Source organism: Oleiphilus sp. HI0128 (assembly GCF_001635365.1).
This window is the reverse complement of the sequence record NZ_LWGG01000397.1, coordinates 1-496: the sequence shown is the minus strand read 5'-3', so window position 1 is coordinate 496 and position 496 is coordinate 1. Positions and strand designations below refer to the sequence as shown.

The window sequence follows — 496 nt, the reverse complement described above, 5'->3', positions numbered from 1 at the left end:
GGATCATTTTCTTACGATTCTCGGACAAATTGCACAAAACCCGATAACCAGGCTTTGCGATATAGAACTACTTAATCAAAGCTCAAGCAAGCAAGTGATGAGACAATGTATAGGACCTGCTCATGCTTGGCATGAAGAACAAGCCAACGCCCCTCGCACTGTCGGTCACTACCTTCATCATCAAGCTCAACAATTTGCCGAAAAAGATGCCGTCATATTTGAGCAGGAAGTCTTAAGCTATCGTCAGCTTGATGAACTTAGCTCACAGTGGGCTCAGCTCCTATTAGAGGAGCACGTATCGGTTGGGGACCGCGTTGGCTTGTGCCTGGACCGCTCTCAGCATATGCTCGCGGCCCTAATTGGCATATTGAAAGTCGGCGCCAGCTATGTCCCGCTTGACCCTGACTTCCCCGATGATCGTTTGGCGTACATGATTGAAGACTCGGGCTTACAACACCTAGTCACTCAAGAAACGCATATCAAGCGCCTGCCTTCT

The 496-nt window shown here is 49.0% G+C and carries 1 protein-coding gene; it reads left to right on the top strand.

All coding sequences use genetic code 11. The annotated features are described in order from the left end of the window. Positions 1-97: 97 nt before the first annotated feature. Positions 98-496: AMP-binding protein (locus tag A3763_RS04900; RefSeq protein ID WP_156494916.1), on the top strand; the 399-nt coding region annotated here is incomplete at its 3' end.